The following is a 12,822-nucleotide window of genomic DNA, read 5'->3' on the forward strand; positions in this document are numbered from 1 at the left end:
CAGGCCACCGAGGAGCAGATCAGCGCCGTACGAAGAACCCGGGCCGCTCGTGCCCGCCGCCTGAAGAACGACCTGGAAGCCTCCCAGCGCGAGTGCTACGCCGCCGCTACCCATGGCCGAGCCCCTTCGGCGGCTCGGCGCCCTGACCGGTGCACAGGCCGGGGCCGAACTCGCCCAGGCCACCGACACCGACCTGCCGGAGGCGCTGCCGGACCTCATCCCGCCGACCGCGCCTCCGGCCGGGTGGCGCACTCCTGCTTCCCTGACCGCGCTGACCACACCAGGCCAGCCCGTCCCGCTCCCGTCCGGCAGCGATGAAGAAGCCGCCCCGGACCGCCGCGACGGGCCGGCCGCACGTCCCACCACTGATGAAGACGGAGACGTCTGATGACCGCGGCCACCTACCAGTACGTCGACCTGCCCGATGCCTCCGTGGTTACCACCCGCGCCCTGCTCACCGCCCGGGAGAACATCGCCGACACCGTCGCTGCGCGGGCCATGATGTGTATCCATCCACGGCGGTGCCGGCTTCGGCAAGACTCTCGCGGTCAACACCTGCCTGCGCGCACTCGAGCCGGACGAGGATGTCCGCCGGGTCACCTTCCGCGCCCGCCCCACCGCCCGAGCGGTGCGCTACGAGCTGTTCACCGCCCTTGACTTGCCCGGCGAGCCGCCCCGCCACCCCAGCGAGTTTGACCGCCTGCTGAAGAACGCCTGGCCGAGCGCCCCCGTACCTTCCTCGTGGACGAGGCCCAGTGGCTCAACGGGGAGGCGTTCGAGTACTTCCGCTACCTGTGGGACGAGCCCGCCACCCGCTTCGCGGTCGTCTTCGTCGGCGGCGAGGGCTGCCACACCGTGCTGCGCCGCGAGCCGATGCTCTCCTCCCGGATCTTCATCTGGCAGCACTTCACCCGCCTCACTCCCAGCGAGGTCCTCGACGTCATCCCGCTGTTCCACCCGGTCTGGGCCGACGCCGATCCCGAGGACATCACCTTCGCCGACCAGCATGCCGCGCACGGCAACTTCCGCGCCTGGGCCCAGTTGACCGCCCACACCCGCACCGCCCTGGCACGCACCGGCCGCCCTCGCGTCGACCAGGAACTGCTGCGCTGGGCCTTCAGCCGCCTCGCCTGACCACCGCACCGCCATGCCGCTCGCCGCGCCACCGTCGCCTGTCACCGTGGTCATCGACCGCCATGACGACGTGCTCCACACGCACACTGCCCTGGCCGCCCACCATCCGCCGTCCGGCCGGGTCACCCTGCACCCCGGACCGGGCACCACCAGTGAAACCGGCCTTGCCCACGACCTTCTCGCCGCTCTGGGAAAGCCGCCACTGCTCCCGGGCCGCTTCCCTGCCGGCCGTCAGCCCGCGTGGGAAGCCGCCACGGCCTGGATGACCGCTCTGTCCGTGAGCCGGCTGACCGTCTTGCGCGCCCACCGCCTCACCAATCGCCGCACGATGCGCCTCCTCCAGCTACAGACCCTCACCGGTATCCACCTGACCCTGGTCTGCCACCGCCGTCCACACCTTCCCGCCGCTCTGCACCAGGCCCTGCGGACGGCCGACTACTCCGTCACCACCGACTTCGAGGCAGCCCGCCGCCACTACTACGGCACGCCTATCACCGAACCCCCGCCCGCAGACAAACCCGCCGGGCCGGCAGACCGCTGGCTCACCCTGCCCGCACTGGACCGCCTCGTCTCCTACGACAGCCCCCGCCCCTGCGCCGACCCGTGCACGCCGCCCCCGATCGCCTTCCGGCACCGCCCACCACCCGTGCCTCTCACCGCACACACCGCCCAGCAAGTCGCCCACCGGCTGCACGCGGCAACCGCGCACCCCCGCTTGGCCGCAGCTATCGCCTCCGCACTGTTCACCGGCGCCTCCCTCCAGCAACTCGCCACCGCCCGCCCCCGCGACTACGACGACGCCGCGGCCACGCTCGCCCTGCACGACCGCACCCGCTACACCGACGGCTGCGCCGCCTACCCCGTACCCGACTGGGCAGGCACTTTCCTACGGGCCACGGTCTGCTTCACGCGGCTCGCATCCGGCGAAGACCAAGAACTGCTCGCCGCGCCAGGCGACCGTACGCACCTGCTGCGCGTGGCGGAGACGGCCAGACTGCGCCCACCCCAGCCACCCGCGGTCCGCCGCAAAGGCCCGGTCAGCCGTGTGGAGTGGGACTGGCGCGAGCGGCAGGAAGCCGAGAGGTACGAAGCCATGCCGACAAGCCACGCCAGGTCCCCATGACGCTGAGCACCCTGACGCTGTTACGCGACGGGCCAGGCTCAGCCGATCGAGAAGTCGGCGAACTCGACGTCGCTGAAAGCGATGTGCAGCCCGTGGGCCCGGCGGCCCCACTCGCGAAAGTAGGAGTGCCCCAACGCGCGGGCGAGTATCACCGTCTGCTGCTGCTCGCCCGCGCCGGCATCCCGAGCGGCGAACAGTTCCCGGGCTACTTCTCCCGGCAGGTCCTGCGTGATCCATCGCACCCGCGGATCGTCCGAGGAGCCGGCGCGGCAAACCCGAATCGCGCCCGGGTATGGAAGACGAAGCCGTCCGCCTCTGCCTGGGCACGCCGGCGGGCCCGTACTCGGGGCTGCCACCGAGCCAGGACCGCTTCCTCGATCGCCCGGACCTGCAGCGGACCCGGCGGGCGGCGCGCTCCCGGCTTCTTCGCAGCCCACCGTTGCACGGTGCGCTGCGACACCCCCAGTACGGCGTCTACCCTCCGGGTGGAACCCTGGTGCATAAGCAGAAACCGCAGGCGGGCCCCGGTACTTGAGGGAACGGGACGGGTGCGCAACGCACGCCCCAGCCCCTGCTCGATCTGTCCCACGTCCACCTCTCCCACCGGCCAACCCGACAAGGCATGCTCCCCGCAGCGACAGTTCTCCCACACCGCTTGGCGCTGCCCGCCAGTTCCAACATCTTCGGGACAGGATTGGCGGACGTCGGCTACGAGAGAGCTGGAGCCGACGACTAGCAGCAGCCGCGTGTGTGCGTCGTTGCCGTGCCGGGCTCCCGCGCGGGTTCCGACCCGGCTTTCTTTTGGTGCCGCCGCGCCGCTGACGGCCCCGGCCCCGGTGCTGAGTCCGGGGTCGCCAGCGGCGGTGTACGACGGGATCAGTGGGTGCGCCGACTCAGCGCTGCTGGATCCACCAGATGATCCACCCGGTCCCGCTCGCGCCCACGGCGCCGGCGGAGCCGCGGAGGACGCCGTAGCCCGCCGTACGGGCGAGGGCGCGCAGGCAACGGTGGCGGCCGCCGTCCAGCAGTTGCCGCAGCCGGGTCCGGATCTCGGACCGGATGGGGCACAGCTTGCCGTTGCCCTGGTGATGCCGGGTCGACGTCGGCGGGTCGGTGCCTTTAGCCTCGTTGAGCATGCTGATGGTGCCTCCTTGGGGAGTGACTGTCGGTTTCTTCACTGGGCGGCTCCCTGCTGGAACAGGGGGCCGTCGCCCGTTTCGGGGCGGCGTCCTGCGCCGCGCCCGACCCAGGTGTGCCGGGCCGGGAGTCGTGGGGCCGAGGGCCGTAGCGCCCCGGCGGTGCTCACTGCGGAATCGTGGCCCCCGAGAGCGCGGGGATACGGGTGCCGATCCGCAGCGCGGTGCGGGCGACGCCCTCAGGAGTCCAGGCGGCCTCTGCCGCCTCGCGCTCCGTCTTGTTGACGTTCAGGTCGAACGGCGCGGCGAGAGCCCAGCGGACATGCGTGCTCTGCCCGAGGACGGAGAAGCCGTCCAACTGCTGCTCGGAGAGGAACTCGTACAGCAGGCGCTTTTTCTTCAGCTCCTCGATGCCGCGCCCGACCGTTGACGGGGAGACCCCGTACCAGAGCGCGTACTCCCTGGCCTTGTGCAGGGCGAAGGACGGGCTGCGCTGGCTCATGAGGATGAGCAGCATCGTCTTCGCCGGCATCGAGAGCGACCGGTAGTAGCGCTGCTCCCAGTACGCGAACGGCACCTTGAAGTAGGTGCTCTTGCGGGAGCCCTCCTTGTCGCCCGACGGCAGCGTGTACGGGTCGCCGGAGCCGTCCTCGAGCAACTTGGTGATCTTCGTCATCCGGCCGTAAGGCTCGGTGCTGATCAGCTTCAGTTCCTTGAGCTTGTGCAGGTGCCGGGAGACCGCGGCGCTTGCCGTTCCATTGGTGGCGAAGGAGATCCCCGCGGCGCGGCCCCAGGTCTCGGACCGGTGAGCGACACCCCAGTCGGCGCGCGCGGTGACGCAGTGGATCAGGAGGAAAAGGTCCAGCCGCTCGTTACTGCGCAGCATCTTGGAGAACGGGCCGGGCCGCGTGACCAGACGGAGGCCGGGATCGGCATCCTGGACGAAGGCACGCCGGATGAGGACGGCACGGCCGGTGCGCTTGGACTGCTCCAGCAGCATCCGTATCGTGTCGTCCTGGCTCACGGCCATGTCCCGCTTCAGCACGGTCAGTTCGGTGTTCACGGAGTCCATGTTCACCGATCGGTCATACGAAGCGGGTGCCGAATTCCGATGCGGCCGCTTGGCCGCCTCCCGTTCAGACCGGGCTATCGGAAAACATGGGATAACAGATGACCCCGATAGGAAACCATTGGTGCCCGAAGCCGCAGGCAGGCGCTTACTTTGCACCTGGAACCTTTAACGCTTCAGATGGTGATCTTTGATGTTCTGGAGCCGAACTCTTGGATAGTTCACGCCGTGACTGCGCACATGGCAGAACACGGCGGCGAGTCCCGTTCGATCCGGTCACCGGTGACGTCTCTTTCCGTGGCTGTATGTGGCCTACGCGATCCGAACGACTGCACCCGTCCCGAACCCGACGGCACGAGACCCCGGGCCTGAAAGATGGGCCCGGGGTCCAGCGTGGTGAGAAGGGCGCAGTCAAGAGAAAGGTTCAGTAGTCGTCCCGTTCGGAGGGCGGCCCGAAGGCTCGACGAGGTCGCAGGTGCAGGTGCCGCCCTCGTACAACTCCTTCTCGCAATCGTCATGGTGGCCCCGCTCCAGCAGCGGCTTCGCCGGAACGGGCCGCGAGCTGACTGCGGCGGGCGGGGTCGGGGCGGTCGGCAGTACGGAGTTCGATGTCCACGACAGCGGAGGCGATTTCGTCCGCTTGCCACTTTTCGCGGGAGTTGTGGTTCACCAGACCGCCTGCGTATGCCATGCGCATCAGTTCGTTCATCCGCCAGACCCCGCTGGAGCGCCTGCTCCGCTTTGCTCGGGCCCCCTTTCGCCGTACGCGTGGCCGCCGGGGGCGGGAGACGGCGCCTCAAGCGGCTTGACGCCCAGCTGCTCCCGCTGCTCGGGGAGGATCTGCGCCCGTGTGCCCGGCCTCTGCTGCCACCGCCACTTGCCCACGTCGTCGCCCTCGAAGACGACGCCCGGCGCGATGTAGGGCAGAACGCCGTCGGCATCGACCAGATCGGCGAGCACCCGGTAGTGGCGCTCCCTGCCTCGGGGGACAGCCCAGGGCCGTCAGGACAGCAACCCTTTTCTGGTCAGTATGTTGCTCAACTGCCTGTACAGGTCCAGGAACCTCTGCCTCGCCGTCGACAAGTCTTCAAGCGCCTTGTAGTAGCGAGCGGGGTCTGTGCCCTTCCATTCGGCTGGTACTTCCGTGTACTTGTAGCCGCTCACCCCGCCAGGCGGGAAGGTCCCGATGAACTCAGCGTGGAGATCACCCAGCGCTTCTACCAGGGCCTGGTGCTCTTCAGCCGCCTCCGCGTCGATGAAGTCCACGACGTCGACTGTGAGCGTGTCGTACGCGTCGTAGACGGCGCCCGCCAGCCAGGTGGGCACCCGATACAGCGGGGCTCCTTCGGCCAGTACCTTGATCCATCGGGCATCGGGAAGAAGCGCGTCGAAGACGCGGCCGCTCTTCGCACGGTCCGCAGTGCGCGAGGCTGCTGGTTCAGCAGGTGCACCGGTCACCGCCCACCCTGTGGCGAGCAGCGCCTGGATCTGTGCCCGGGGGAGCCATATGGTGCGGTCTCCTCGCCGCATCGGTACGGCGACCGAATCGGGTGGTGCGCCCTTGGTCGGACCCGGTACTACGAGAGGCTGGGAAGCGGGCGGCTGGGCTGGGATGTCGATGACCAGTACGCCCTTTTCTTCACCGCAGCCGATCCAGTTGACGCTCAGACCTCGCACCGTGGGTATCAGCTTTCCGTCGATCAGCTTGCGGTGCCGGTCGAGGTCGACGAGCTTCCGCGGCACGGGATTGAGCTCGGAAACGATCTCGACATCGTGGGGCTGCTCGGTCTTGAAGCCGACTACCAGCAGTCCACCGGTGGAAGTGTTGGCGAAGCCGGCCACGTCCTTGAGGAGTTCCTGTTCGTGCTCCGGATTGCCCAGGTGGTAGATCCCGCTCTTGACGTCCAGCCAGCTCGACTCCTCCAGCCCCAGCAGAACATCGAACCTGGACTCCTCCAGGGCCCGGCGTACCTCATCAATGTTTGTCACCGGCAAAGCATCCACCCGCGCCGGCGTCCCCAGGCCCTGTTCACGATCAAGGCCACTTGCTCAGATGTGGTCTTCAGGTAGGAAGCAGGGCGCGGTCTCCGCGGAGCACCCCTCGATCCACCTGGCGATCATGTTCAAGTTCACCAGGAACTCCGGTGCAGCCTGCTCGGCTGTGGTGGTGCCCTCACCTGGGAGATCGTTCCCCCAGTGCCGGCGCGCGCGAACCGTCGGCTCTCCGCGCTCAGAGCTCCGCTGGTCGCACTGGAGCGCGCACGGGCCGGAGTGTCAGAGGGCACTGAGACACTTCTGTGCATGGCGCTGCTATCACCGATCTACCTCGACACTGAGACCCTGCTGTCGCAGGCGGAGTACTACGAAATCGAGATTCCTCACCAAGCCGAGATCGTCGAGAAGTCCATTCGGAGGCAGACCGGCGGCGGCAAGGCTGGCGTGGGCGCGTTCGCGCTGGAAGGCTCTAGTAGGGCTTTGTTACGTCTCTAGGCAAGTGGGCGCGTTGGTGGTTTCCTGCTGGTATGAGGGCGAATGAACTCGCGGCGTGCCGGGGTCGGTTGGAGGAGTTCGCTGGGGAGGTGTTCGCGCCTTTGGCGCGTGCTGATCAGCGGGTGAAGGGCGGGCTGTATCTGCGGGGTCTGTTGCTGGACGGGCGTCGGAAGTCGATGCAGCCGATGGCCGGGCGACTCGGGGTGGACCATCAGCAGTTGCAGCAGTTCATGACGTCGTCGACCTGGCCGGTGGACACGGTTCGTGCCGGATTGGCCCGCCGGGCGGTGGCGGTGGTGCGTCCGCAGGTGTGGGTGGTGGACGACACCGGGTTCCCGAAGGACGGGACGTCCTCGCCCGGGGTGGCCAGGCAGTACTCCGGCACCCTGGGCAAGGTCGGGAACTGCCAGATCGGGGTCAGCGTCCACGCCGCGTCCGACACCGCGTCGTGCCCACTGTCCTGGCGTCTGTTCCTGCCCGGCAGCTGGGACGGGGCCGAAGCTGCCGGCCGTCGGGCCCGCTGCCGCATTCCTGATGAGCAACAGCACCGGCCGAAGTGGCGGCTCGCGCTGGACATGCTCGACGAACTGGCGGCCTTGGGGTTGCGGCCCGCGGTGCTGGTCGCGGACGCCGGCTACGGAGCGAACGCCGACTTCCGCCACGGCCTGGAGGACCGCGGCCTCGCCTACGCCCTGCGGGTCAAGGGCGAGATGACCGCCCATACCGAATCGGCCGTGCCACACCAGCCGCCCTACGGCGGGCTCGGACCGCGTCCGCTGGCCCGCTACCGGACCCGGCCCATCAGCCTGCGCGAACACGTCCTGGCCGCCGGACGTGCACGAGCGGTCACGGTCACCTGGCGCAAGGGCTCCAAAGCAGCCGTGTCCGCCCGCTTCGTGTTCCTGCGCGTCCGCCTCGCCGGCCGCCGCCCGAAACCCGCCCCGGACGGTGCCATCGCTCTTCGGTGGTTGATCGCGCAGTGGCCCGAAGGGGAGAACGAGCCGGTCAAGTACTGGATTTCCAACCTTCCGGCCGACATTCCGGCCCGGGATCTCGTCCGCCTCGCGAAACTACGGTGGCACATCGAACACGACTACCGCGAGCTGAAAACGACGCTCGGACTCGACCATTTCGAGGGCCGCTCGTTCACCGGCTGGCACCGCCACGTCACCCTCGTCACCGCCGCCCACCTCTTCCTGACCGAACAGCGGTCCTCCCCAAAAGCCCCTGCCAGGGCCTGACCCTCTACCAGGCCCTGGCACTCCTCCAACACCTGTTAGCCACCTGGACCGGAACCTGCCCCACCTGCCGACAACCCACCCCATGGCAGACCTACGACACCACCTAACAAAGCCCTACTAGGGGGGCCGACGTTGAGTTCCAATCCACCTACAGTCTTGCCCCCAAGCAGAAGGCCACCTTCAGCAAGTTGATCGATGCGCTGATCAACGACGCTGGCGCGGTCAAAGTCGACCCGGACGGCGAAACTCCCCTCGTCAGGGACGATCTGGTCCAGATCGAGGGAACGACGAGGATCACCGCGGCCAGCCTGGCAGGGAAGATGTTCTTCATCCTTCGTCGGCTGATGGACACCGTAGAGGCCGACCTGGACAGCCTCCGCAATCTCGAGATTGCAGATTTGCCGTTCGCCGAGCAGTTGCAGCAGGTGTACCTCCGGAACGAGCTCCTCCCCATTCCAACCCTCCTGGAACTGACCGGGTCGAACCTGCCGCAGAAGGTCTACATCAATGTGCCGCCGGACCACTTCCTGGGCGAGGCTTCAGCGAACCGTATCGAAGGAGAACTCCGCGTTCTGGGAAGCGTTAGCAGGTTGATTCCAGGGGGCAGCGATGGATACCTCAGCGCCGAACAGTGGCTCCTCCACGACTGGGAACACATGATGCGGCGCTTCATGATGCTCGACGTAGACGATCACGTGCGAGAGCTGGTCAGCCACTTCAACCTGGATCTCCCCACTGAGGACGTTCACTCCCATATCGCCGGTCCGGCCATCATCGTGGACGCGATCGGGCTTTACTGATCTGCAGCAGAGCCGGTCTTTGGGGCGAGCGCTGGCAGCCGCCCCAAAGACCGGCTCTACGCCCAGCCGACGCCCAGCTCTCGCAGCGCGTCCAGCTGCTCCTGGGCGAGCTTGTCCCGCCGGGTCTTGGTGTTGGAGAGCCATACGCCCAGCTTCACCGGCACCGGCTCCGCCTCACCGTCGACCGCGATCTGCTCGCCATGACCGCGCGGCACAGGCCGATCCGCGCCTTCCCGCTCGACCCACTGTGTGAGGGCCTGTACGCCGCGCTGGAACGCCTGCTGGGCCCTGGTCGGGCCCTTGGTCGTACGAGTGGCTGCCGGGGCGGGAGGCGACGCCTGGATGGGCTGTACGCCCAGCTTCGACAACCGTTCCTGCTGCTTGGTCGACAGCTGCGCCCAGGTGCCGGGGTTCTTCTGCCGCTCCAGCCACTTGCCCAGGTCGTCGCCTTCGAACAGCACCCCGGGTTCGATGGCAGGCAGAACGCCGTCGGCGTCGACGAGGTCGGCGAGTACCCGGTAGTGGCGTTGCCAGTCCAGCGGCCACGGGCAGTTCCAGTCCGGGTCGATCGCGGTCAGATGCTTCGCGCGCTCCGCCGCCCGCTCCGTGTCCTTCCCCAGGCCGCCCTTGCGCCGCAGGTTCGCCATGTGCTGCCCGACTGGCACCATCGCCTCGCCCTCGCCCCACACTGCGTCCTGACGCGGAGCAAGGTGCCCCATGGCCCGCCGGTAGGACCGCAGCGTGGCGAGCTTGTTCTCCCACGCTTCCTCGCCCGGCTCCCAGACCATCCCGGCTTCGGGTGCGTCCAGCAGGGTCTTGCGCCGCTCCTCCAGCTCCCCGGCCCGTAGCGCCTTCCGCTGCTGGTGGACCCATCGGCCAAGCGGGAAATCCTTCGTGACCCCCACCTCGACCTCGACGTCGTAGGGCACGGCGTGGACGCCGGTGATCTCGTTCTCTGCCCGCCACCGGATGAGGGCCTGGTATCCCTCCAGCCACACCAGCGACTCCGGCCGGTACACCCGCGTACGGAGGAACGCCACGATCGTCGCCGCGTCGCGCGGGCTGGAGAAGTGGAGCAGGGCGGCTTCGGCGGCGGCCTGCGTGTCGTCGTCCTGGTCCTCGCCGTCGCCCGCGCCGCCGGCCCCGACGATCCGGCCGTCCTCGTCACGCCGGACGTGGACCTTGCGCTTTCCGCTGGTGAGGGCGCGGGAGGCGAGCTGCTCGACCAGACGCTCATCATGACTGCGGAGTCCTTGGAGGACCGCTACAAGGGGGCGGAAACTGGCGCTGGCGACCATGTCGGTGGGGTCCTCGCCGGGCTCCAAGAACACCGGCACGATGATCCTGGCGACCTTGGTGGAGCCGTCCTTGTTGAGCCTCAGCGCCCGGCCGATGTTCTGCACGATCTCCACCTGCGATCCGCGGGTGTCCGCGAAGCACACGGCCTCCACGCCCCGCTCGCCGGTGATGTCCACGCCCTCACCGAGGACGCGAACGCTGGCGAGGAACGCCCGGTGCACCCGGCGCCCGGCCGCGTCGATGCCGTTGGCGAACTGCCGCAGAGCCTCGCGCCGCTCACTGACGAGGTGGTCGCCGCACAGCCACGCCGACCACACGCGGTCTGGGGGTACGTGGCGGCCGGCTTCCAGCTCGTAGAACTCCGCGTCGATCGACGACTTCGGCAGCTTGTCAGCGGCGGCCAGGTCGGCGTCGGACGCGTCGTTGACGTACAGCTCGGCAGCGGTCTCCGGCAGCTTTTCCGCGAACGCGGCGGCCTCCTCCACCTTCTGGTGGAACGTCATGACCGTACGGAGGTTGTACGCCGCCGCGTGCTCCAGCAGGGCGGTCTGCAGGAGCGCCAGGCGCCGGCCCCGCCGGGCCTCCTCGGACTCCCCGAGAACGGGGGAGGGGTCGCGGATCTCCAGCACGTCGATCTCGAACCCGGCGAGGATCTCCCGCTCGATCGCCTCGCTCAGACCCAGCTCCGCGAGCCACGCGCCGTACGTGCCCTCCGGGTCGTCGGCCATGGATGCGATCTCCGCCTTCTGGCCGTCCGCGCCCTTCTGCGGGCGGGCCGCGGCGAGGATGCGCGGGGTCGCGGTGAGGTAGAGCCGGAAGTCGGCGGGGATGCGGGCGTTGTCATGGATCGCCGCCCACGGACGACCAAGATCACCAGCGGTGCCGTGCGCCTCGTCCACGATCGCGAGGTCGAAGCCCGCCATGCGCTGGCCGTACAGTCGCTCTCCGCCCGCCAGAGCGGTCTCCAGTGGCCCGCGAATCTTCCGCTGGCCTTTCGGTGCGTCGATGTCCTCGCGGTCCACAAGAGAGGCGTACGTGGCGAGCACGATGACCGGTCCGTGCCCTGCCCACAGGGCGAGCTGGATCGGGTTGGTGGTGGTGCGCACGCCCAGCTCGTTCAGTACCGCGTCGTTCTCCAGCGAGCACACCGCGACCATCGGGGCCCGGTGGCCCACCAGGCGCCACGCCTGGGCGGTCTGCGCGAGCAGGTCCAGGGTCGGCACGGTCACGAGGATCCGGTCGTCTGCGAAGCTCTCCAGCGCGCACGCGGCGGCCGTGATCGTCTTGCCTGAACCGGTCGCTGACACGATCGTTCCCCGGGCACCCTGCGGGGGCACAGATGACCTTGCAGGGAATCCCACCCACCTGCGAAACACGGAGCGCTGATCTACCTGGTGTTCCTTGAGCTGAATCGCTGACATTTCCTTGCCTCCCCGAGCGCTGAATTCCGTGGTCTTTCAGAGGGCCTCGTTCCGCGATGTGTACGGCCAGTTCAACGGCGCCGGCCGACCGGCCACCACACCGCGACCAACCGTGGTCCACGATGCCCACCAAGGCCTCGCTCACGGCCGGTACCGCATCGTCGCAGCCGTCCTCGAACACCGAGCCACACGAGCGCGACGCCATGCCTTCCAGTTTCGCCACCTCGCGCTGCGCCCTCGCGACCGCTCTTCAGCCTCCAGCGCGGCCACCAGGTCATCCGCCTCGCTCGCGGGCACGCCGTGGGCGGCCAAGAGCGCGAACAGCCTCAACCGGGCTTTGGCGCCCGCCCTCTGATACCGACTCACCCGGCCCAAAGAATGGCTGCTCAGCGCGGAATCGGGTCCGGTAGGTTCGTGGCGCCAGGCCATCTGTGGTCGTTCCTCTCGGAATTTCAGGGAGGTTCCCCGACGAGGGGAGGTGTCCTGTATTTCTACCAACGTTACATGCTGAATCAGTTTGATGCAGCCACCACACGGGAACCTTCACGAACGAGCGACCCCTACTGGAAACCGGAGTGCATCGCAAGCCCCAACCTCCACAACTCGGATACAGAGGCTGCGTGTTGGCCTGTTGGCTGGGCACTGGAGAAGCATGACTCGACTCAGTGTGGCCGCCTCAGAGCTGACCCAGGGCGCCAGGCCGGACGGCCATCCATGGTTCAAACGGGCCTTCCTGGCCGTGTGGCTCATCTTGGCCCCAGTGATCATCTACAAGCTGCATCAGCACGGTTATTTCAAAAGACGACGCTGAAAGGTCCGCGCGATACCCCTCTTCCGTAGCCAGACTGGCCCGCGTTAGCGGGCCTCGGTTCTGGAGGTGCAGCCGGAAGGACCGTTCAGGCAGGGGAGCGCAGCGGACCTGCCTGCCAGGCTAGAGCGAAGCGAAAGCCTGCTACGGGACACAGTCCCGCTGCCCCGGGAGCGCAGCGGACGGGGCAGCAACTGGGCTGCGCAGCAGCCCAGTTGAGCGGGACGCGGAGCGTCCCGCTCGCGCTTCCGCGGAGCGGAAGCGCAACCACCGCGCGCAGCGCGGTGGTTCGCTTGCACAT

At 68.3% G+C, this 12,822-nt stretch carries 12 protein-coding genes and 1 pseudogene; 6 read left to right on the forward strand and 7 right to left on the reverse strand.

The window, feature by feature from the left end:
- The first annotated feature begins 112 nt into the window (after positions 1 to 112).
- The 3 genes from OG385_RS33190 (at position 113) to OG385_RS33200 (ending at position 2,257) form a co-directional block, all read left to right on the forward strand.
- The gene (locus OG385_RS33190; RefSeq protein WP_266861334.1) at positions 113 to 388 is read left to right on the forward strand and encodes a hypothetical protein; all 276 of its coding nucleotides are present in this window, start codon (positions 113 to 115) and stop codon (positions 386 to 388) included.
- A 353-nt stretch (positions 389 to 741) separates the two neighbouring features.
- A complete protein-coding gene (locus OG385_RS33195) occupies positions 742 to 1,134 on the forward strand; it encodes an ATP-binding protein (RefSeq protein ID WP_266860489.1) in 393 nt (130 codons plus the stop codon).
- A 13-nt stretch (positions 1,135 to 1,147) separates the two neighbouring features.
- A complete protein-coding gene (locus OG385_RS33200) occupies positions 1,148 to 2,257 on the forward strand; it encodes a hypothetical protein (RefSeq protein WP_266860491.1) in 1,110 nt (369 codons plus the stop codon).
- A 38-nt stretch (positions 2,258 to 2,295) separates the two neighbouring features.
- On the opposite strand, the gene OG385_RS33205 is transcribed toward OG385_RS33200, so the two are convergent.
- The 6 genes and pseudogenes from OG385_RS33205 to OG385_RS33230 all read right to left on the reverse strand — a co-directional run bounded on the left by OG385_RS33205 (position 2,296) and on the right by OG385_RS33230 (position 6,466).
- A complete protein-coding gene (locus OG385_RS33205) occupies positions 2,296 to 2,499 on the reverse strand; it encodes a terminal protein Tpg-like protein (RefSeq protein ID WP_266860493.1) in 204 nt (67 codons plus the stop codon).
- A 651-nt stretch (positions 2,500 to 3,150) separates the two neighbouring features.
- The gene (locus OG385_RS33210) at positions 3,151 to 3,393 is read right to left on the reverse strand and encodes a hypothetical protein (RefSeq protein ID WP_266860495.1); all 243 of its coding nucleotides are present in this window, start codon (positions 3,391 to 3,393) and stop codon (positions 3,151 to 3,153) included.
- Positions 3,394 to 3,559: 166 nt separating this feature from the next.
- On the reverse strand, positions 3,560 to 4,456 hold the full coding sequence (locus OG385_RS33215) for a hypothetical protein (RefSeq protein WP_266860497.1): 897 nt from the start codon (positions 4,454 to 4,456) through the stop codon (positions 3,560 to 3,562).
- Positions 4,457 to 4,976: 520 nt separating this feature from the next.
- Positions 4,977 to 5,153, reverse strand: a complete 177-nt coding sequence (locus OG385_RS33220) for a hypothetical protein (RefSeq protein ID WP_266860499.1) — start codon at positions 5,151 to 5,153, stop codon at positions 4,977 to 4,979.
- A 19-nt stretch (positions 5,154 to 5,172) separates the two neighbouring features.
- Positions 5,173 to 5,437: pseudogene (locus tag OG385_RS33225) on the reverse strand (helicase); the annotation flags it as partial.
- Between the two features lie 27 nt (positions 5,438 to 5,464).
- Positions 5,465 to 6,466 (reverse strand): helix-turn-helix domain-containing protein, encoded by a 1,002-nt coding sequence (locus OG385_RS33230; protein WP_266860501.1) that lies wholly within the window; start codon positions 6,464 to 6,466, stop codon positions 5,465 to 5,467.
- A gap of 297 nt (positions 6,467 to 6,763) precedes the next feature.
- Here OG385_RS33230 and OG385_RS33235 point away from each other — a divergent pair, with 297 nt between their 5' ends.
- From OG385_RS33235 to OG385_RS33245, 3 genes are all read left to right on the forward strand, one after another.
- Positions 6,764 to 6,952, forward strand: coding sequence for a hypothetical protein (locus OG385_RS33235; RefSeq protein WP_266860503.1), 189 nt, complete (start codon positions 6,764 to 6,766; stop codon positions 6,950 to 6,952).
- 32 nt (positions 6,953 to 6,984) lie between these two features.
- Complete coding sequence (locus tag OG385_RS33240; protein WP_266860505.1) at positions 6,985 to 8,193, forward strand: IS701 family transposase; 1,209 nt, start codon at positions 6,985 to 6,987, stop codon at positions 8,191 to 8,193.
- A 188-nt stretch (positions 8,194 to 8,381) separates the two neighbouring features.
- Positions 8,382 to 8,993, forward strand: coding sequence for a hypothetical protein (locus OG385_RS33245; protein ID WP_266860507.1), 612 nt, complete (start codon positions 8,382 to 8,384; stop codon positions 8,991 to 8,993).
- 56 nt (positions 8,994 to 9,049) lie between these two features.
- On the opposite strand, the gene OG385_RS33250 is transcribed toward OG385_RS33245, so the two are convergent.
- Entirely contained in the window at positions 9,050 to 11,713 is a 2,664-nt protein-coding gene (locus OG385_RS33250) for a DEAD/DEAH box helicase (RefSeq protein ID WP_266860508.1), read from the reverse strand.
- Positions 11,714 to 12,822: the final 1,109 nt, after the last annotated feature.

Origin of the sequence: Streptomyces sp. NBC_01306 (genome assembly GCF_026340465.1) — a bacterium.
In the GTDB taxonomy this organism is placed as follows: Bacteria; Actinomycetota; Actinomycetes; order Streptomycetales; family Streptomycetaceae; genus Streptomyces.

Coding starts and splice junctions, on each gene's coding strand:
- OG385_RS33250 (WP_266860508.1), bottom strand. CDS start 11,713: ATGTCAGCGATTCAGCTCAAGGAACACCAGGTAGATCAGCGCTCCGTG.
- OG385_RS33235 (WP_266860503.1), top strand. CDS start 6,764: ATGGCGCTGCTATCACCGATCTACCTCGACACTGAGACCCTGCTGTCG.
- OG385_RS33210 (WP_266860495.1), bottom strand. CDS start 3,393: ATGCTCAACGAGGCTAAAGGCACCGACCCGCCGACGTCGACCCGGCAT.
- OG385_RS33240 (WP_266860505.1), top strand. CDS start 6,985: ATGAGGGCGAATGAACTCGCGGCGTGCCGGGGTCGGTTGGAGGAGTTC.
- OG385_RS33190 (WP_266861334.1), top strand. CDS start 113: ATGGCCGAGCCCCTTCGGCGGCTCGGCGCCCTGACCGGTGCACAGGCC.
- OG385_RS33200 (WP_266860491.1), top strand. CDS start 1,148: ATGCCGCTCGCCGCGCCACCGTCGCCTGTCACCGTGGTCATCGACCGC.
- OG385_RS33220 (WP_266860499.1), bottom strand. CDS start 5,153: ATGGCATACGCAGGCGGTCTGGTGAACCACAACTCCCGCGAAAAGTGG.